The 17,476-nt window shown below is 68.9% G+C and carries 16 protein-coding genes and 2 tRNA genes; 2 read left to right on the top strand and 16 right to left on the bottom strand.

All coding sequences use genetic code 11. The annotated features are described in order from the left end of the window. Positions 1–46 precede the first annotated feature (46 nt). The 5 genes from IQ251_RS09065 to IQ251_RS09050 form a co-directional block, all read right to left on the bottom strand. Entirely contained in the window at positions 47–3,175 is a 3,129-nt protein-coding gene (locus tag IQ251_RS09065; protein ID WP_193928037.1) for a type I restriction endonuclease subunit R, read from the bottom strand. After that, positions 3,175–4,413 (bottom strand): restriction endonuclease subunit S, encoded by a 1,239-nt coding sequence (locus IQ251_RS09060; RefSeq protein WP_193928036.1) that lies wholly within the window; start codon positions 4,411–4,413, stop codon positions 3,175–3,177. Before IQ251_RS09060 ends, IQ251_RS09065 begins: the two co-directional genes overlap by 1 nt. After that, positions 4,410–6,155, bottom strand: a complete 1,746-nt coding sequence (locus tag IQ251_RS09055) for a type I restriction-modification system subunit M (RefSeq protein WP_193928035.1) — start codon at positions 6,153–6,155, stop codon at positions 4,410–4,412. Before IQ251_RS09055 ends, IQ251_RS09060 begins: the two co-directional genes overlap by 4 nt. Before the next feature lie 308 nt (positions 6,156–6,463). Next, positions 6,464–6,598 (bottom strand): hypothetical protein, encoded by a 135-nt coding sequence (locus IQ251_RS19965; RefSeq protein WP_255526571.1) that lies wholly within the window; start codon positions 6,596–6,598, stop codon positions 6,464–6,466. Between the two features lie 77 nt (positions 6,599–6,675). Beyond that, the gene (locus IQ251_RS09050) at positions 6,676–6,870 is read right to left on the bottom strand and encodes a MerR family DNA-binding transcriptional regulator (protein WP_370591294.1); all 195 of its coding nucleotides are present in this window, start codon (positions 6,868–6,870) and stop codon (positions 6,676–6,678) included. Between the two features lie 138 nt (positions 6,871–7,008). On the opposite strand from IQ251_RS09050, the gene IQ251_RS09045 reads away from it, so the two are divergent. Further along, positions 7,009–7,398, top strand: coding sequence for a hypothetical protein (locus IQ251_RS09045; protein ID WP_193928034.1), 390 nt, complete (start codon positions 7,009–7,011; stop codon positions 7,396–7,398). A 12-nt stretch (positions 7,399–7,410) separates the two neighbouring features. On the opposite strand, the gene IQ251_RS09040 is transcribed toward IQ251_RS09045, so the two are convergent. From IQ251_RS09040 to dnaG, 5 genes are all read right to left on the bottom strand, one after another. Continuing rightward, positions 7,411–7,485: transfer RNA gene (locus tag IQ251_RS09040), tRNA-Ile, on the bottom strand. A 198-nt stretch (positions 7,486–7,683) separates the two neighbouring features. After that, the gene (locus IQ251_RS09035; protein ID WP_193928033.1) at positions 7,684–7,890 is read right to left on the bottom strand and encodes a hypothetical protein; all 207 of its coding nucleotides are present in this window, start codon (positions 7,888–7,890) and stop codon (positions 7,684–7,686) included. A 586-nt stretch (positions 7,891–8,476) separates the two neighbouring features. After that, a tRNA-Asn gene (locus IQ251_RS09030) sits at positions 8,477–8,548 on the bottom strand. Between the two features lie 105 nt (positions 8,549–8,653). Beyond that, positions 8,654–9,187 carry a hypothetical protein gene (locus IQ251_RS09025; protein ID WP_193928032.1) on the bottom strand — a complete coding sequence of 178 codons (534 nt, stop codon included), beginning with the start codon at positions 9,185–9,187 and terminating at the stop codon, positions 8,654–8,656. After that, on the bottom strand, positions 9,184–11,079 hold the full coding sequence (gene dnaG / locus IQ251_RS09020) for a DNA primase (protein ID WP_193928031.1): 1,896 nt from the start codon (positions 11,077–11,079) through the stop codon (positions 9,184–9,186). The genes IQ251_RS09025 and dnaG overlap by 4 nt, the downstream gene beginning before the upstream one ends. Before the next feature lie 79 nt (positions 11,080–11,158). Between dnaG and IQ251_RS09015 the strand changes: the two genes are divergently transcribed. Then, on the top strand, positions 11,159–12,046 hold the full coding sequence (locus tag IQ251_RS09015) for a sigma-70 family RNA polymerase sigma factor (RefSeq protein WP_193928030.1): 888 nt from the start codon (positions 11,159–11,161) through the stop codon (positions 12,044–12,046). A 13-nt stretch (positions 12,047–12,059) separates the two neighbouring features. Here the strand turns inward: IQ251_RS09015 and IQ251_RS09010 are convergent, their stop codons facing one another. The 6 genes from IQ251_RS09010 to IQ251_RS08985 form a co-directional block, all read right to left on the bottom strand. Then, on the bottom strand, positions 12,060–13,187 hold the full coding sequence (locus IQ251_RS09010) for an NAD(P)/FAD-dependent oxidoreductase (protein WP_193928029.1): 1,128 nt from the start codon (positions 13,185–13,187) through the stop codon (positions 12,060–12,062). After that, on the bottom strand, positions 13,184–13,777 hold the full coding sequence (locus IQ251_RS09005; protein WP_193928028.1) for a carboxymuconolactone decarboxylase family protein: 594 nt from the start codon (positions 13,775–13,777) through the stop codon (positions 13,184–13,186). Before IQ251_RS09005 ends, IQ251_RS09010 begins: the two co-directional genes overlap by 4 nt. An 81-nt stretch (positions 13,778–13,858) precedes the next feature. Then, positions 13,859–14,950 carry a serpin family protein gene (locus tag IQ251_RS09000; RefSeq protein ID WP_370591293.1) on the bottom strand — a complete coding sequence of 364 codons (1,092 nt, stop codon included), beginning with the start codon at positions 14,948–14,950 and terminating at the stop codon, positions 13,859–13,861. 149 nt (positions 14,951–15,099) lie between these two features. Next, positions 15,100–15,285 carry a hypothetical protein gene (locus tag IQ251_RS08995; protein ID WP_193928026.1) on the bottom strand — a complete coding sequence of 62 codons (186 nt, stop codon included), beginning with the start codon at positions 15,283–15,285 and terminating at the stop codon, positions 15,100–15,102. Between the two features lie 187 nt (positions 15,286–15,472). After that, positions 15,473–16,765: a deoxyguanosinetriphosphate triphosphohydrolase gene (locus tag IQ251_RS08990; protein WP_193928025.1), complete on the bottom strand. Its 1,293-nt coding sequence runs from the start codon at positions 16,763–16,765 to the stop codon at positions 15,473–15,475. A gap of 40 nt (positions 16,766–16,805) precedes the next feature. After that, a complete protein-coding gene (locus IQ251_RS08985; RefSeq protein ID WP_370591292.1) occupies positions 16,806–17,453 on the bottom strand; it encodes a YdcF family protein in 648 nt (215 codons plus the stop codon). Between the last annotated feature and the right edge of the window lie 23 nt (positions 17,454–17,476).

The raw sequence follows: 17,476 nt of genomic DNA, 5'->3' as shown, positions 1-17,476 counted from the left end.
CACGGGTGTGGCGTAGTGGATGCTAGTGGCTCCCAGCCTTCTTCTCTCAGCTATCCGACTGATCGATCGCCGCCTCGTAGAAGGCGTCGGCGAGGGCCGTGATCACGCTGTTGATCGCGGGGCCGTCGCTGAAGAAGTAGTCGGCCATGGTGTTGTGCGCGTCCTGGTTGTCGACGACGGCTTCGGTCACCAAAGTCTGGAAGTCTTGCGATTCCATGAACTGCTTCTTCGAGTTCACCTTGGTTTGCTTGACCAGCTCGGGATAGACGAGCAGACGCTGCACCAGGCCGTTCACGAACTCCCTGACCTGCGACTCGGTGAATGCCTCGGCTCCGAAGAGATCGTTCATCTTGTCGATGACGACCTGGAGCGCGACGAATTTCGGCTCCTTCTTCGCGCCGCTGCCCGCCGCGCTGATGCCCCTCAGCTCGCCGTCACCGCTCAGCGAGATGTCGACCGCGCTCGCCTTGGTGTGTTTCACACCGACCAGCACGACGTCGGAGAGATCGACCTCGGCAGACCAGGCGGACTCGGCGATGACCTTCTCCAGCAGCCGCAGGAAGATGGACAGCATCTCCAGATACGAGTCGCCGTAGTTGACGATCTGGCTCATGAAGTCGTAGAGCCGCACGTACGTGGAGACGTCCTTGCGGAACAGGTCGAGGTCGTTGAGCGTGACCTTGTCGCCTTCTTCCAGCGCGCGGGCGTAGCGGCGTCCGAACTCGTGCTGCGCCGGACTGATCGCGGCCGACAGGGCGTTGTTGCCCTTGCGCCTGACCCAGAGCCCGGCGACGTTGCGAACGTCGTCCTCGGTGTAGATCCCGGCCTGCGCGAGTTTGGTCGCGAGGTGAATGACGACGTACGGGTCGGTCTCGCTCTCCAGGGTCGCGTTGGTGAAGTACGGTTCGAACGCTGCCTTGATGTCCTCTGGCTTGTTCGCGAAATCGAGGACGAACGTCTTGCGCTTCTGTTCACCGGAGGCGGTGCGGTGGGTCCGGTTGAGTCGCGACAACGTCTGCACCGCGGTGACGCCCGACAGCTTCTTGTCGACGTACATCGCTGACAGCAAGGGCTGATCGAACCCGGTCTGATACTTGTTGGCGACCAGCATGATCTTGTAGGTCTCTCCGGCGAACGCGGTCGCCAGATCGCTCCCGGCACCGGGGTTCATGTTCGCCTCGGTGAACTCGTCGTCCGTCGACGGCGCAGGACCCCAGTCCGAGTCCCATGTCTCGTCCTCGGCCATCGTCACGCCGCCGGAGAACGCGACAAGCGTCCGGTAGTCGTAGGTGGGGTCCTCGGCGGCGCGCTTCGCGATGTAGGCGTCGATGGCCTTCTTGTACTTCACCGCGGACTTGCGGGAAGCCGTCACGACCATCGCCTTGGCCTTGCCGTCGAGCAGGTGCGCGACGTTGGCGTGGAAGTGCTCGACGATGATCTGAACCTTCTGCGCGATGTTCGTCGGATGCAGCTGCACCCACCGCATGAGGCCCTTGCGGGCGGCGGCCTCGTCAACCTCCTCGTGCTCGCTGGTCGCGTTGCCCGCGATTTTCATCGCGGTGTCGTAGGACTGGTAGCCCTTGAGCACATCGAGGATGTAGCCCTCCTCGATCGCCTGCTTCATCGAGTACAGGTGGAACTCGACCGGCTTGCCGTCCGGACCCTTGCGGCCGAACAGCGCCAGGGTCTTGTTCTTCGGCGTCGCGGTGAACGCGAGATAGGAGACGTTTGGGGACTCCGCGCGTTCGGTCATCTCCGCGGCCAGCACCGACTCGATGTCGACCTCGCCGCCGTCTCGGATATCCTGGAGCTCCTCGGCGGTGAGCACTTGCTTGAGCTTCGAGGAGATCTGCCCGGACTGTGACGAGTGCGCCTCGTCGGCGAGAATCGCGAACTTCTTGCCTTTCAACCCGGAGTGCGTCCGGATCTCGTCGATGGCGAACGGGAACGTCTGCACCGTCACCGCGATGATCAGCTCACCGTTGCGCAACGCCTGCGCGAGCAGCCCGGACTTCGACTTCGCCCCCGCCTTCTTGACGTCCTCGGGGCTGATCGTGGCCACGATCTTGCCGGAGCCGTCGATCTGCCGGATCGCCTCCTGCAACTGTCCGTCCAGGACTGTCCGGTCCACTATGACGATCACCGAGTCGAAGAGCTTTTTGTCGTCGACATACAGCCGAGCGAGCCGGTGCGCGGTCCAGGCGATGGTGTTGGTCTTCCCGGATCCGGCCGAGTGCTCGATCAGGTACCGGTGCCCGACGCCTTCCTCGGCGACCGTGGTCGCGATGTTCGTGACCGCCTCCCACTGGTGGAACCGCGGGAACAGCATGCTCGTGCGCCGCACAGAAGTGCCGGTGGTGATGTCCCACTCGTCCTTGGTCTGCACGATCATCAGCCGGCCGATGATGTTCAGCCAGGCGTGCCTCTCCCAGACCCGTTCCCATAGATAGGCGGTCGCGGACTTCCCGTCCGCGGCGGGCGGATTCCCGGCCCCACCGTCGCAACCCGTGTTGAACGGCAGGAAGTGCGTTTTCTCGCCCTCCAGCCGGGTCGTCATCGCCGCGAGGGCGTTCGAGACCGCGAAGTGCACCAGCGCCCGACGCCCGAACGACAGCAGCGGCTCCGCGCGCCCGTTGGTCTGCGGGTTGCGGTGCTTGCGGTACTGGTTGATCGCCTCGTCGAGGGACTGCGTGAAGTCGGTCTTGAGCTCGACCGTCGCGACCGGTAGCCCGTTGACGAAGAACACCAGGTCGATGCTGCGCTGATCAGCGGTGGAGAAATGCACCTGCCGCACCACCCGCACCCGCATCGCCGCATAGTCGGCGGTGGTCCGCTCGTTCAGCGACGTCTCCGGCCGGAACTGCGCCATCTTCAACTTGCCGCCACCGATGTAGTGCACACCGTTGCGCAGGATGTTCAGCGTCCCACCGCCGTGTTCGAGGGGCTTGTCCAGGGCCGTGGTCAGCACGTCCAGGAACTTTGCCTGCGAACCGGCGGCCTTCAATGCTTTTTCGTACGCGGGCTTCTGCGTCGCCTCCAACCAGGCGAACAAGTCGTCGGGGAACAAGGCACGCTCGCGGTCGTAACCGGCGTCGTTCTCCGAGTACAGCCAGCCGTGCGCGTGGAGATGATCGCAGATCTCAGACTCGAAGACGACCTCATTGTGATCAGCCATCAGGCAGCCTCCCGCACATCGATCTGGCCGGTCACGGCAGCGGAAATTAGCGCCGAGCGGCGCTCCTGCGACAGCTCGATGAACTGCTCGGACTCGGCGATGAGCGTGTCGATCCTGCGCGTTTGCCCCGCCAACTCGTTAGCGGCGTTGGCGTCCGTCGGCAAGTTGATGTCAAAGCGAGCGAGATCCTTCATTCCGAGGGTCGGTTGGATGCTGTCTCCGCTCGTCGCCAACTCGGCTTGGCGCAGGAAATGCTCGGATCCGAGCCATGCACAGAGAAGATTCGTTGTAGTTGGGTTCTTACAGCGGAGGACCGCTACTGCGCGGGCGACGTTCGCGCCTGCGAGCCACTCCGGTGCCACCGCTGCCTGCCCCATCTTGCCGACGACGCCAAGAAGAACCTCGCCGCCATAGAGCTTGGTGCGCGAAAAATCGTCCGACTGCGCCGGTGCGATCGCCAACATGGGGCGCTCTGGGGCCAGGTTCAAGATGTCACCGGCGCGAACAAACGGGACGCCCTCGGACTCCTCAACATAGGACGGCACCAGAACACCGTAGGAAGGACGAGCTTCCAGCAGTCTTCCAACCTTCGTGGACTCGGTTCCGGCATTCGCGCTGAACGTCGCCGTCAGAACAGCACGGCGGCGCTCCCGGAGCATCTCGATCAGGCGCTGTTGCTCCTCGATGAAGGTGTCGATGCGGGCGGTCTCGCGGTCGAGGTAGTCGGCGATGGCGCGTTGCTCGTCCGGCGGGGGCAGCGGCATCGGAATACGTGCGAGCTTGTCGGCCGTGAGGTGGGGCATCGAGACCACGTTGCTGTACGCGCGGATGAAGCCACTCGCGCGCAGAGCGATCAGGTAGAACGCAATGAAGCGGCCATCGATTTCGCTGTCAACTGGTCGAAGTCGGTTGATGGAGTTCTGGAATCCCCAGCCTGCAAGATCCTCGCGGATATAGGCGGCGCGACCGAACCCACCCTGTCCGCCTTCGACGACGACAACGTCCCCGGAACGGATGCTCAGCTGGTCCAGTTCGGTTTCGCCGAACCACATTTCGTTCATGTTGTCGAGGGAAAGCGCGCCGTCGGGCTGCACGTTGGCGGCCCGCATGTACGGGGCGCATACATCACCCCCGGAGTCCTTGCTCTGCAGCATCTTGCCGAGTGTGACTGTCGCGACGTTCTTGATCTGCCCGATCTGCCAGTTGTCGGGCAGCGCCGTCCAAAGAGGCTCCGTCACTGCTCGACCTCCCGCAGCAGGTCGAGGATCTTCGAGACCTGTTTCTCCAGATCGGCGTCGATCTCGGCGAGTGGTCGGGGTGGCACGTACTTGTAGAAGTGCCGAGTGAATGGGATCTCGTAGCCGACCTTGATCTTGGTCCAGTCGATCCAGGCGTCGGGGACGTGTGATTTCACTTCGGTGTCGAAGTACGCCTGGACGACCTCGGTGCGGCCCTCGTCGGCAGCGGTGGAACCGCCGTAGGTGAAGGGCACGTTCTCGGTGTCACGCTTCTTGGCGTCCGGTTTCGGCTTGCCCTTCCGATCGACGACCGGGTTGCCTTCGTCGTCGAGCAGGGGGCGTTCGATGGTGACGGTCCAGTAGCCGAACTCGTCGGTGCGCAGCACCTTCGACGTGTCCGGATCGGCGTCGGTGAAGTCCGCGTAGAGCTTGACGATGTTGGCGCGGTCTTCCTCGCTGAGCTCACGGTTCTTGGAGCCGAGGCTCTTGCGCATCTTGGTCCAGAATTCTGAGCCGTCGATGAGCTGGACCGTGCCCTTGCGGTCGGGGTGCTTGGTGTTGTCGAGGATCCAAATGTAGGTGGCGATGCCGGTATTGAAGAACATACTGGTCGGCAGCGCGACGATCGCCTCGACCAGGTCGTTCTCCAGCAGCCACTTGCGGATGTTCGACGGGCCGGACTCGGCGGCTCCGTTGAACAACGGGGAACCGTTCATGACGATCCCCGCCCGACCGCCTCCGTCTTCGGGCTTGCGCATCTTGTGGGCCAGGTGCAGCAGAAACAGCATCTGACCGTCAGAGGTGGAGGGGAGGCCGGGCGCGAAGCGGCCGTAGGGGCCTGCGGACTCGCTCTCCTGCTTGATTGCCTTGGCGTACTGCTTCCAGTCCACACCGTAGGGCGGGTTGGACATGCAGAAGTCGAACTGGCGATTCTTGAACGCGTCATCGGTCAGCGTATTGCCGAACGCGATGTTGGTCGCGTCGTGCCCTTTGGCGAGCAGGTCGGACTTGCAGATGGCGTAAGACTGCGGGTTGTACTCCTGGCCGTACAAACTCAGGCTGGCGCCGGGGTTCTGCGCGAGCAGGTGCTCTTCGGCGAGTGAGAGCATGCCGCCGGTACCTGCGGTGGGGTCGTAGAGCGACCGGACAATCTCCGCCTCGGTGAGGTCGGCGTCCTTCTCGGCGAACAGCATGTCGACCAGCAGCCGGATCGCGTCGCGTGGGGTGTAGTGGTCCCCGGAGGTCTCGTTCGCTGCCTCGTTGAACTTGCGGATGATGTATTCGAACGCGTCGCCCATGTCCGCGTTGGACACCTCGTCGGGGTGCAGGTCAATGGCGCCGAAGGACTTGACGACCTCGCGCAGCAAACCGGCCGCCTCCAGCGCGTCGATCTCCTCCTTGAACTTGAAGTACGTGAACACATCGACGTCGTCGGAGAAGCGGTCGATGTAGTCGGTGAGGTTGTCGGCGAGGCCGTCCGCGTCGGCGAGCAGGTTCGCGAACGAGTATTTCGAGGTGTTGTAAAACGAGCGGCCGGTGGCCTTGCGGACCTCAACCCTGAGCCGGTTCGGGTTGCCGAACTTCGCGGCTAGCTCGCGCACGGTTTCGCGGTCGGGTTCGAGGATGCAGTCCAGGCGACGCAGGATCGTCAGCGGCAGGATCACGTTGCCGTACTGATTGGGGCGGTAGGGGCCCCGAAGCTGGTCGGCGATCGACCAGATGAAGCTACCGAGAGTGCTCACAACAATCCTTACGAAGATCAGCTAGGCGGACTGTCATCTTGCCGGAGACGGACGCGGGGTCCGGCGCTCGGGCATGGTCGGACCCCACAGCCTATACGCGCGGCCAACGTGCCCCCACCATCCGTAAGGGCATAGCCCATGCGGAGTTGTGGAGGCACGGGTACTCAGTTCCCCGTGTCCCGTGTTCGGCGCGTCGACGTCAGCGAGCCGCGGACCCAGTGGACTGAGACGGATACTCGCTGCAAACTGTCGCCGGTAAACGTCGCGGTATGGATCTCTGCTGGCTGGTGTCGGCCCGCAGTGGCGCGCTACAACGCGTCCGGCAAGTCCTGATCCGGCTCCTCGGTGAGCCCGTCACGCAAGGCCTGGCCGAGCTGATCCGCGTAGGTGCTGGCGGGGACCGGAACCAAGTGGGACGCCGAGGCGCCATCGAGCACGATCACTGCGTTCGGGTGGTGAACACCTTGTCGTCGCTGGCACGCATCGACGGGAGAAGAGCCTGGCGGTCTGCACGACGTGATTATCGCTGGTCGCGGCGTTCCTGTGCCATCTTGCGGAGCTCTTCGCGGACCGTGTTCAGGTCGAACTTGTAGCGCCCGCCCGGAGTGGTCAGGGCGACCGAGATGAGTCCTTCGTCGGCGTAGCGGCTGATCGAGCGCCGGGAGATGCCGAGCTCATCCGCCAGTTCCCCGGACGACAGCAAACGCTTGGCCACGCCGCGAAGGCAGGGCGGATCACTGGCCTGTGCTGCCTGTCTGGCCTTTCGGGCCTGTTTGGCCTTATAGCTTTGGCCCGACTGGCCTATCTGTCCGTTTTGAGGGTGCGTGTGAGTCGAGCGAGCTGGGTGTTGGCCATGGAAGGCCAGGTGTACGTGCGGCCGCACGGCGAGGCGGTCTACGTCTTCGGTCTGGTCGAGTACGTACGACGGGTCTCCGGCGAGGAGGACGACGCCCAGGCGCACCGATGCGTCGAAGTCCCCGGATTCGCGGACTTCGACGCGTTCCGCCAGTGGTGCTGGGCTTATCGCCGGGAACGGGCGCGACGGCAGACCCCGAAGCCGATCACGCCGACTCCGCTTCGGAGCGAGGAGGTCAGCAGCTTTCCCAACGTCTCCGCGTCCATCGCGCACCGGAATCCGGTGGCGTCGTCGCACATCGTCTCGGCGGCATCGTTGAACGACGACGGCGTGCACCGATCGAACGGCTCGTCCAGTCCTACCGAACGAAGGTCAGCAAAGCTATGACCTGCGGATATGTGGGGCAGGGGGGACTTGAACCCCCGACCTGACGGATTATGAGTCCGCTGCTCTGACCTGCTGAGCTACTGCCCCCGCGGTGTTGTGCACACCACGGCGATCGTAGCGAGGTCCGGGTGCTGAGCGGTCTCCGGGTGCGCGGCACGGGCGTGGCGGAGCGGGCGGGACCGGCGCGAACACCGTTGCGCGGGCGGGGTCCTCGATCTCGGGGCGGGCACGAGACGGGGCCGGCGCATCCGCGGTGCGCCGGCCCCGGGGAATCGCCGAGCGGGCTCAGCCGAGCATGCTGAACACGTCGAACACTCCGGACAGCTGCCCGATGACCAGGGTGGTCGCCGCCAATACGATCAGGCCGGCCACCGTCAGCACCGACAGTCCGATCAAGTACACGACGGCCTTGATCGGTTTCGGCAATCTGGTCACGGCGTCGAAATCGGGCAACGAGAGGTGTGGTGGCTTGCCGATACCCGGTGCGGACATGTCGAGTTCCCCCGTCCTTCGCTTGCCTCCGTGGGCGGAACACCCGCTGCGCCGGAGACGGAGCGCAGCGGAGAGCGCGTTGCATCCGCACGATCACGGTTCGATGTCGCCGACGATCGCGCGGGAACTACCGGTGGTGTGCCTGGACCTCGAACGAGGGCCTGTGCACATCGTGCTCGTCCGCACCGGCGCCCGCGAGCCGGACAACCAAGGCATCGGAGAGACGCTCCGCGCCGTTAGCCGCCGCCCGGACCATCCGCCTGAACAGGTGACAGGACGAGCGAAAACTCTTGGCACATCCGCGATCTGGCCACTCTGCCGGGACGGCGCGCACCGACTCGCAGTGTCGTGCGAACGCCGACGATCGATCGTGATCGCGTGCTTCGAGATTACCCGAACCGGCAGCCGTCCCACGGTGTGCGGTGATGGGCCCCACCTCGTCCGCGACCGGCGGAAACGCAGTCCGGCGGGCCCACTGCGGGCTCCCGAGGCCCGGACAACGACCTCGGCAAGAGGTGATCACAAACGCGCAACCGGGGCGGTAGACGAGAAAAAAACCCCAGATCCGCAGATCTGGGGTGAAGTGCTCCTCCGGCTGGACTCGAACCAGCAACCTTTCGGTTAACAGCCGAATGCTCTGCCATTGAGCTACGGAGGAACGTCCGGTCAGCTCTCCCGCTGACGGATTCCACTCTAGCCGATCGGCGCCACCGGGGTTCAACCACCCCCCGGATCCAGCATCTGTGCAGGTCAGGGACGAGCGTCAGCGGGCTTCGCGCGCGCGGCGGACCCGATCGGCGACCTCGGCGGCCACCCGGCGCACCGCCGCCTCGTCCGTGCCCGGATCCGGACGCACCTGCAGCAGCACCCCGTCCCGGCCGGGCACCTTGCGCTGCACGACCCACACCCCGCCGCCGGGCAGCTCGCGGTGATCGCGGGACCGGATCGACCCGTCCACCCGCTCGCGCAGCACCTGCGGGATCCGGCCCGGCTCAGCCAGCCGGAACCGGCGCGCGGGCAGATCGCGCAGCAGCACCGCCTCGCCCGCCGCGTCCACCTCTTCGGCCTCGATCACCGACAACGAACCGGAATTCCAGGAGACCTTGCTCAGCAGGTGCCAGCCGACCCGCCGCCCCTCCGGCAGCCACACGCCCAACCGGCTCGCCAGCAGCACCCCGCCGTCCGCGGTGCGCGCGGACGCCAGCACGTGCTCGTCGGCGGCCAGCTCCCCCGCGAAACCGTCCGGAACTCCGCCGCCGGACAGCCGGCGCACCAGCCTGCGCAGCGGCGCGATCATTCGAAACCGCCCATCGCCTGCTCCAGCAGCGCCTTGCGGTAGCCCTCCAGCGCGACGAGATCGCCGAACAGCGCGTTGTACTCCTCCGCGTCCTCCAGCGGCGACATGCGCTGCACCTTCGACTTGATGTCCGCGATCTGCCCGCTCACCAGCTGCTCCTGCAGCCGGGCGACGATCGCGGAGACGTACTTCGGGTCGTCGGCCGACTTCATCTCCAGCTGCTCGACCGCCAGCCCGGTCAGCAGCGACCGCGCGGGCTGGCTCGCGCACTGCTGACCGATCGCGTCCACGAACTCCGCGCCGGCCAGCCCGCAGGTCGTCCCGCCGGCGGCGAGCACCGCGCGGTGCAGCTCGGCGTAGAGGGGCTCGGTGAACGCGTCCTCCGGCAGCGCGTCGTACACCGGACCGGCCAGCGCCGGAACCTGCAGAGCGGCCTTGAGCGCCTCGCGCTGCAGCCAGCGCGGATCATGCCTGGGCGGGCGCTGGGGCAGCTCGGCCTCCACGCCCAGCGACTGCTGGCCGGTGTCCCGGCGCGGGCGCTTGCGGTTCGGCTTGACCGGCGCGCCGGACGACTCGCGGACCCGGCGCACCACCTGGTTCTCGTCGTTCCAGCCCGCCCACCAGGCCAGCTTGGCGGCATAGCCGTCCCGGCTGGCCGGGTCCTTGATCTGCGCGACCAGCGGCACGGTGCGTTTGAGCGCGGCGACCCGGCCGTCCACCGAATCCAGGTCGTAGTCGCCGAGCAGGCTGCGGATCGCGAACTCGAACAGCGGGCGCCTGCGCGCGACCAGATCGCGCACTGCCGCGTCCCCCTTGGCCTGGCGCAGCTCGCAGGGGTCCATGCCATCCGGGGTGATCGACACGTAGGTCTGCCCGGCGAACTGCTGCTCGCCCTCGAACGCCTTCAGCGCCGCCTTCTGCCCGGCCTCGTCGCCGTCGAAGGTGAAGATGACCTCGCCGCGGAAGGTGTCCTCGTCCATCATCAGCCGCCGCAGCACCGAGATGTGCTCGTCGCCGAACGCCGTGCCGCAGGAGGCGATCGCGCTGGGCACCCCGGCCAGGTGCAGCGCCATCACATCGGTGTAGCCCTCGACGACGACGGCCTGCCTGCGCTTGGCGATCTCCCGCTTGGCCAGGTCGATGCCGAACAGCACCTGGGACTTGTTGAAGATCGGGGTGGCCGAGGTGTTGACGTACTTGGCCTCGATCGGATCGTCGTCGAAGATCCGGCGCGCGCCGAAACCGACCACATCGCCGCTGAGGTCCTTCAGCGGCCACAGCAGTCGCCGGTGGAACCGGTCCATCGGCCCGCGGCGGCCTTCCTTGGACAACCCGGCCTTGATCAGCTCCTCGGGCTCGAAACCCTTGGACAGCAGGAGTTTGGTCAGCTTGTCCCACCCGGACGGAGCGAATCCGCAGCCGAACTTGTCGGCGGCGGCCTCGTCGAACCCGCGCTCGGCCAGGTACTCGCGGGCGGGCCGCGCCTCGGCCGAACGCAGCTGCTCGGCGTAGAACTCGGCAGCCAGCCGGTGCGCCTCGACCATCCGCGCGCGAGTGCCGCGATCGCGCTTCGGCCCGGGCGTGCCGCCCTCGTACTGCAGCTCGATCCCGGCGCTGTCGGCCAACCGCTCGACCGATTCGACGAAGCCCAGGTGCTCGGTCTTCATCAGGAACGCGATGACGTCGCCGCCCTCACCGCAGCCGAAGCAGTGGAACGTGCCGTGGCTGGGCCGGACGTTGAACGACGGGGTCTTCTCGTCGTGGAACGGGCACAGGCCCTTCTGCGTGCCGCCGCCCGCGTTGCGCAGCGCTACGTACTCGCCGACGACGTCGTCGATCCGGTTGCGCTCGCGCACCTGCGCGATATCGCTCTCCCGGATCCTTCCCGTCACGGCACCAGTCTAGGCGCACCGGCGCGCGGTTCCACCGTTGCCCGGGACCTAGCGCCGCAGGTGCGGCAGAATCGGCGGCGTGCCCACCGACGAGCGTGCGCTGGCCACCGAGTTCGACCAGCACCGCGGCAGGTTGATCGGCATCGGCTACCGGCTCACCGGCAGCGTCGCCGACGCGGAGGACGCGGTGCAGGAGGCGTGGCTGCGCCTGGTGCGCACCGGTCCCGACCAGGTGCGCGACCTCGGGCCGTGGTTGACGACCGCGGTCAGCAGGCTCTGCCTGGACCGGGTGCGCTCGGCGGCGGCCCGGCGCGAGGAGTACGTCGGGCCGTGGCTGCCCGAACCGCTGGTGCGCACCGGGGAAGACGATCCGGGCAGCATCACCGCCGATCGCGACGACCTGCGGATGGCGGTGCTGCGGGTGCTGCACGAGCTGCCCGCCGACCAGCGGTTCGCGCTCGTGCTGCACGACGGGTTCCAGGTGCCGTTCGGCGAGATCGCCGAGGTGCTGGGCTGCAGCGCTGCGGCCGCCCGCCAGCACGCGTCCCGCGGACGCCGCTCGCTGGCCGCGGCCGATCCGCCGGAGCGCGCGCCGCTGCCGGTGCAGCAGCAGCTGCTCGACGACTTCCTGGCCGCCGTGCGCTCCGGCGACCTGGCGGCGATCAGCCGGGCCCTGCACCCGCACGCGGTCGTCTACGGGGACAGCGGCGGGCGGGCCCGAACCGCCCGACGGCCGGTGGTCGGCGCGGACAAGGTGGCCCGGTTCGCGGCCGGCCTGGTGGCCAAGTACGGGGCCGAGCTGTTCGCCGGGGGGCGTCCGGTACTGGTCAACGGCGATCTCGGCCTGCTGCTGCCGGGCTCGGCCGACGTCGAACCGCGGGTGATGTGCCTGGCGGTGCGCGACGGCCGGGTCGGCGAAATCTACGACGTGGTCAACCCGGACAAGCTCACCCGCGTCCCGTTCTGATCCACTGCGCCGGTCAGCTGCCGAGCACCGGCGCGCCCGTGGCGCCGAAGGCCGACAGCACCGGGTTCCGCGCGGCCGTTGCCGCTCCGCGCACGATGGTCTCCTTGACGACGGCGGCCGGGCGTCCGGTCAGCACCAGTTCGCGCGGCGAGTCGTCCGGCCGGACCGGCTGGACGAGGGCGTCACGCCTGCCGAGGCTGATGCACTGCAGCAGGAACCCGAACCGGAACGGCTCCGGCGGCCGTCCGGCGATGCGGGCCAGCACCGCATCCGCCGCGGCGCGGCCGGCCGGGATGCTTACCGCGCAGGCCATGCGCAGCGGTTCGCCCCCGGAACCGACGACGTGCGCGGCATCACCGGCCGCGTGGATCTCCGGGTGGGAGATCGAGCGCAGACCGGCGTCGACCAGCGCCCGCCCGGTGGAGTCCACCGCCAGCCCGGCCGCGGCGGCCAGCGGTGCCGCGGTGAACCCGGCGCCGAGCAGCACGACGTCCGCGGACAGCCGCGCACCGTCGGCCAGTTCGACGCCGTCGGCGCGGACCCGCCGGACCGCGCGGCCCTCGTGCACCCGGATCCCGCGCCGCGCGAACACCCGGGCGAGATGCTCGCGGCCGCGTGCGGACAGGTCCGCGCCCACCGGTCCCGCGCTGACCAGCCGCACCGACCGCCGCTCGGTGGCCAGTTCGGTGGCGGCTTCGATCCCGGTGAGCCCGCCGCCGAGCACGAGGACCTCGCGGGCCGCCGCGAGCGCACCGCGCGCCCGCACCGCCCCATCGAGATCGCCGATGTGGCAGGCATTTTCGGCCGCACCGGGGATCCGGCCGACGTCCGGGACGCTGCCGGTGGCCAGGACCAGCAGGTCATAGCCCACCGCTCCCCCGCCGGACCACCGCACGTTCCGCGCCTCCGGTTCGATCGCCGCCACCCGGCCGACCAGCACCTCGGCGCGCGGACCGACGACCTCCCCGAGCCGCCGCGCGCGCAGCTGCTGCCCGGCGGCGCACTGGTGCAGCCGGACGCGTTCCACGAAGTGCTCCCGCTCGTTGAGCACCGTGACCCGGGCCGCGGAGCGCGCGGCGATGCGGTGCGCGGCGACCACACCCGCGTACCCGGCGCCGACGACGACGATCCGCCGGGTCACGAACCACTCCCGGCGGTCGCGGCACCGGGCTCCGGCACCCGGCATGCCGTCCCCGAGGTGAAGCCCTGCTCGGTGATGCCCAGCGCGTGGTTGACCCGCGTGCGCTCGTTCTCCAACGCGATCGCATAGGTCAGCTCCACGACGCCCGCGTGCCCGAACCGGCGGTCGAGTTCGGCGACCTGCTCGTCGGTGACCTGCATCGGCACCGCGGTCATGGCATCGGCGTAGGCGATGACCAGCCGCTCGTCCGCGGTGAACGCCGGCGATGTGCGGTAGTCGCCGATCTCGGCGAGCCGTTCGACGTCCAGTCCCCGGTGCCGCTGCTGCATCTGCCCGAAGTCGACGCACCAGGAACAGCCGATCTCGGTGGCCACCCGGTATTGCGCGATCTCGCGCAACTCGCCCGGCAGCACGCGCAGCGCCCGCTCGGCGGCGAACTCACCGGCGGCACCGGCCAGCACCAACCGGGGGTGCCACGCCAGCACCGCCACCGGATCGAGCACCGCACCGTACTTGCGCTTGCAGAACGCGTAGATCAGCCGGACCAGCGGCCCGTCCTGGTCGCTGCGCCTGCGTGGAATCCTCGGCATGACGCGCCCCTTTCGCCGTCGGCCCGCGCGATTCGGGCCGTACCGGGGTGACGGGGCGGTGAGCCGCGGTGTGACAGCCGGTCAGCTCGGGTCGGTCACCCGCGCCAGGAAGTACACGAGCCCGGTTCCCGGGTGGCGCACCAGGAACAGGAACGGCCGGTCGACCCGGACCACGAGCGGATCGGGTTCGCGCACCGCCGAGGTCAGCCGCATCATCACCGCGGTCGCGGCCGCGCCTTCGATCCCGCTCTCATCGGCCTCCAGCACCGCCTGGTGCACGATCGTCGATACCCGCAGCGGCAGCGAGGTCAGCGCGGAGAAGTCGGCGGCCGGGGTGAACAGCGTCCGCACGCCGAGCGCGCCGAGCGGCTGCTGCAGTTCGGCGCGTCCGGTGACCTCGAACTTCGGCAGGTACAGGTCCAGGCGGCGGTCCTGCGGGGCCTGCAGCAGGTCGGTGAGCCGGGCGGCGTCGAGGTCCGGTTCGGCCGCGGTGAGCTCGCCGTCCGGCAGCAGCACCACCGCCTCGGCGCCGCCTGCCAGCGGCAGCGCGACCACCTGCCACCCGTGCTGCGCCGCGTACCCGAAGGTGCGGGTGTGCCGCATCGTGGCGACCTCGCGCCGACCGCCGGGGGCGTGGAACGCGCGGCGCTTGGTGGCCGCGGTGTCGAACGGGTGCTGCCAGGCGAGCTTCAAGTACAGCGCGTTGACCAGGGCGGCGACCGTGTTTGGGTGTACCGAGCCCGCGTCGAGCAGCTCCGGGATCAGTCCGCGGGTGGTGTCGGCGACATCGGCGTTGATCGAGCGCCGCGCCCCGTCCGGGTCCTCGGCGAACGGTGCGCTGCGCACCGCGCTGCCCGGCCAACCGCGCAGCTGCTGCAGGTAGGCGTCCTCGACCGGGACGTCCGAACGGGTCCAGAGCGTGTTGGCCACCGCCAGCTCCGGACCACCGTCGCCGGCGCCCGGCAGGTCCGCTGCAGCGCCGACCGCGCGCCCGAGCGGTCCGGGGTCGCTGCGCAGCGCGGTGACCAGTTCCTGCCGCGTGGCACCGGCCGTGGCGGCAGCGGCGAGTCCGAGCGCGCTGACCACCGAGTACGGCGACCAGCACGTCGATGCCGCACCGCTCGCGGGGAACCGCTGGTGCAGGGACAGGCAGAAGTCGAGGTGTTCTCGCACGGCCGGCGTGCTCCGTTCCGCGTCGGGACCAGGCGCACGCCGAGTCTGCCAGCCGCGTGCGCCCGGTGGTGCCCGTGCGGCGGGTGGCATGCCGGTGGCGCCCGGACGTCGGGGGGTCCGAGCGCCACCGGCGGATCAGGGGGCCGCGGTCAGCGCAGCGATTCCTCGATGTCGGACAGGCCCATCAGCCGCAGTTCTTGGGCGATGTAGTTGGCCGCGTGCTGGGCCGAGGGGTCGTCCCAGTGCAGGTCGCTGACCCAGTCGGCCAGGTTGTCGGTGTTGATGTAGGGCTCACCGCTGACGACGAGCTTCTGGATGTAGTGCCGGTTGGGCATCGGGGGTCTCCTCGCGGCGCGGGCCGGAGCCGCGCCGTGGTCGCCCGCGGCGCACGGCCACCGAACGACCTGACGGGGGTGCAGGTCCGCGCGTTGCTCGGCGTCGGACCACGCCACGCATCACGCTGAGTGAGTATTCTCCGGGAAAGACCCAGATCAACTCATCCCTAACCGGTGAACGTCACATCTACCTTGCTTCGGAGAGTACAAGCCGGCGGTGCCAGGCCACCGCTTGCGCATCGGTGAGCGAGGCCACCTGGTCCACCACCGCGCGCAGCCGGGCGTCCGCATCCCCGGCCCGCGACCACGCCTCGGCCGCCACCGGGTCCAGCGAGCCCGGCGCCCCCGCCACCAGAGCCCGGAACAGCTCGGCGAGCAGGGCGCGCTGCTCGCGCTGCATGCGCAGCCTGCGCGGATCACTCATCACGTAGCGCAGCGCCACCGCCTTGAGCACCGCCACCTCCGCGACCACCGGCCGATCCAGCACCAGGTCGGCGGAATACCGGGTCAGCGAGCCGGGACCGAACGCCTCCCGCGTCCCGGACACCGCCGCGGCCACGAACCGGCCCACCAGCTCGCTGGTCAGCCGCTTCAGCGCAACCTGGGCGGCGAACCCGCCGTCGAAGTCCAGCGCGGCGGCCAGCACCGGCAACCGGAGCAGCCGGTCCACCGCCTCCTCCAGCACCCCCGGCTCGCTGCCCGGACCGCTCGGCCAGAACCGCTCGGCCGCCATCCGCACGATCTCGGCGCGCTCATCCGGGCAGGTCAGCGAGCGCAGCGAGATCCGCCCCGAGACGACGCCGTCCTCCAGGTCGTGCACCGAGTAGGCGACGTCGTCGGACCAGTCCACGATCTGCGCCTCCAAGCACCGGCGCCCCTCCGGCGCACCCGCGCGCATCCACTCGAACGCCGCGAGGTCGTCGGCATAGGCACCGAACTTGGCGTGTTCCGGATGCTTCGGCCACGGGTACTTCGTCGCCGCGTCCAGGCACGCGCGGGTGAGGTTGAGCCCGTGCCGCACCTCCGCGGGCTCGGCGACCTTGGGCTCCAGCCGGGTCAGGATGCGCAGCGTCTGCGCGTTGCCCTCGAAACCGCCGATCCCGGCCGCCAGCTCGTCCAGCGCCCGCTCGCCGTTGTGCCCGAACGGCGGGTGCCCGATGTCGTGCGCGAGGCCCGCCATGTCGACCACGTCCGGATCGGCACCCAGCGCACTCGCGATACCGCGCCCGATCTGCGCGACCTCCAGCGAGTGCGTCAACCGGGTGCGCGGGACGTCGCCCTCCTCCGGGCCGACCACCTGGGTCTTGCCCGCCAGCCTGCGCAGCGCCGCCGAGTGCAGCACCCGGGCCCGGTCCCGGGCGAAGGCCGAGCGCGCGTCCCCGTCGTCCTCCGCGGCGAGCTTGGTCGGCTCGGCGAACCGGCGCTGCACGTCGTGCGCCGCGTAGCCGGCGGGGTCGGATCGGGCGGGGCTGGAGCTCATCGCTGCCAGCCTACGAGCCCGCGCCGACACCGCGGCGGCATCACGAGCCGACGAACATCGCCTCCGCCGAGGAGTGCGTCAGCCGGTAGTACAGCAGCGCGGCCGTCTCCCGGCCGATGTAGTAGCTCTGCGCCGCCCGCGTCTGCACGACCGGACCGGAGCGCGTCGGCGAGGCCCAGGCGTCCAGCCCGAAATCGCCCGCCATGGTGCGGGCACGCAGCGAGTGCCACGGGTCGCTGACGATCAGCGTGCTGTCCCAACCGTGCGCGCCGGCCAGCCGCGCCACCGCCGAGATGCTGCCGAGCGTGTCGCTGCCGGTATCCACGTCGAGCACCCGCTGCTCCGGCACGCCGTGCTCGACCAGCCACTCCCGGCCGGCCTGCGCCTCGGTGTAGACGTCGCCGGACTGCCTGCCACCGACCGTGACGATGTGCTGGGTGAGCCCCGCCCGGTACAGGTCCAGCGCCTGCTCCAGTCGCGCGCGCAGCACGTCCGAGGGCTCGCCGTGGTACTGGGCGGCGCCGAGCACCACCACCATGTCCACCGGCCGCCGGTCGTCGGTGCGCGCCACCTGCCACACGCGGATGGCGGTACCGCCACCGACCAGCAAGGCCACGAGCAGCGCCCCGACCAGAACCCGGCGCAGGATCCGGCCGAACCCGACCGGGGCGGATCGCTGATGATTCACCTTCGCATCGTCCCAGATCCGCG

Origin of the sequence: Saccharopolyspora montiporae, assembly GCF_015209505.1 — a bacterium.
Taxonomy (GTDB): domain Bacteria; phylum Actinomycetota; class Actinomycetes; order Mycobacteriales; family Pseudonocardiaceae; genus Saccharopolyspora; species Saccharopolyspora montiporae.
This window is presented reverse-complemented; position numbering and strand designations above follow the sequence as displayed.